Source organism: Moorena sp. SIO3B2, assembly GCF_010692525.1.
Taxonomy (GTDB): Bacteria; Cyanobacteriota; Cyanobacteriia; order Cyanobacteriales; family Coleofasciculaceae; genus Moorena; species Moorena producens.
In genome coordinates this window covers 1-1,266 of the sequence record NZ_JAAHHE010000912.1, presented here as the reverse complement: position 1 = coordinate 1,266, position 1,266 = coordinate 1, and the positions used below count along the sequence as shown (strand labels likewise).

Genomic DNA, 1,266 nt, shown 5'->3' with positions numbered 1-1,266 from the left:
AAGGGAAAGCTATGCGCATCGGAGTCAATCACGGTTCCCTAGCGGAACGGATGCTGTTTACCTACGGTGATACCCCAGAAGGGATGGTGGAATCTGCTCTGGAATTTATTCGTATCTGTGAATCCCTAGATTTCCGCAATTTGGTGATCTCCCTCAAGGCTTCACGGGTACCTGTGATGCTAGCCGCCTATCGCTTAATGGTACGGCGGATGAATCAGTTGGGGATGGATTACCCTTTGCATTTAGGTGTTACTGAAGCCGGGGATGGGGAATATGGACGGATTAAGTCTACGGCTGGTATTGCTACTCTGCTAGCTGAGGGAATTGGTGATACGATTCGTGTCTCCCTTACGGAAGCCCCAGAAAAAGAGATTCCTGTTTGCTACAGTATTCTGCAAGCTCTGGGATTGCGGAAAACTATGGTGGAGTATGTGGCTTGTCCGTCCTGTGGTCGTACTTTATTTAATTTAGAGGAGGTGCTGCATAAGGTGCGCGAAGCTACTAAACACCTCGCTGGCTTAGATATTGCTGTGATGGGATGTATTGTAAATGGTCCTGGGGAAATGGCTGATGCTGACTATGGTTATGTAGGTAAGCAAGCTGGCTATATTTCTCTGTATCGCGGTAAGGAGGAAATTAAAAAGGTACCTGAAGATCAAGGAGTACAGGAATTGATTAATTTAATTAAAGCTGATGGTCGCTGGGTGGATCCTTAATAATTTTTGAATAAAAACTATAAAAAACTATCACTTTGTGGGCGCAAGCCTTGCGCCCTTACAATTTATTTGTGTTCCACTCATGATCAAAAGCGCTATAGCAATCAGATTTGAGGGGTTATCGCTATGGGTGCATCTCAAAGTTATAAATTTATTTATAAATCAGGAAAATAGCTTCCAATTTTGCAATTGACCGTAGGTCACGCTACGCTCCGGAAGCGTTTCGGCAAAGCCGACGCTACGCGAACGCAAAGCGTGGCCAAAGGCCTCAGCTTCCGCGCTTATGCGATCGCTTATCTGAGAATTGGCTTGAGGATTGATCAGTTGATCATGAACAATCACCTCAATCCCTTTTCCCGTAACAACACTCGATCAGCTGATCATGGATTTACCTAGTTTGATAATTACTTGAGCGATCCCCTAGAGCAATGGCGAGAATCAAGCATCTGACTCATCACCTAACTCTTTGAGTCTAGCTAGCAATTCCTCTACCCGCTTTTCTGCCAATTCTCTTTGTTGCCGTTCAGCTTGAGCTTGTTGTTGAGCAGCT

General features: G+C 45.2%; 2 protein-coding genes. Both read left to right on the top strand.

The window, feature by feature from the left end; all coding sequences use genetic code 11:
• Positions 1-716, top strand: a 716-nt coding sequence (gene ispG, locus F6K38_RS42300; protein ID WP_287360861.1) for a (E)-4-hydroxy-3-methylbut-2-enyl-diphosphate synthase, incomplete at its 5' end; no start/stop codon positions are given.
• A 183-nt stretch (positions 717-899) separates the two neighbouring features.
• Positions 900-1,112: a hypothetical protein gene (locus F6K38_RS42295; RefSeq protein WP_287360858.1), complete on the top strand. Its 213-nt coding sequence runs from the start codon at positions 900-902 to the stop codon at positions 1,110-1,112.
• Positions 1,113-1,266: the final 154 nt, after the last annotated feature.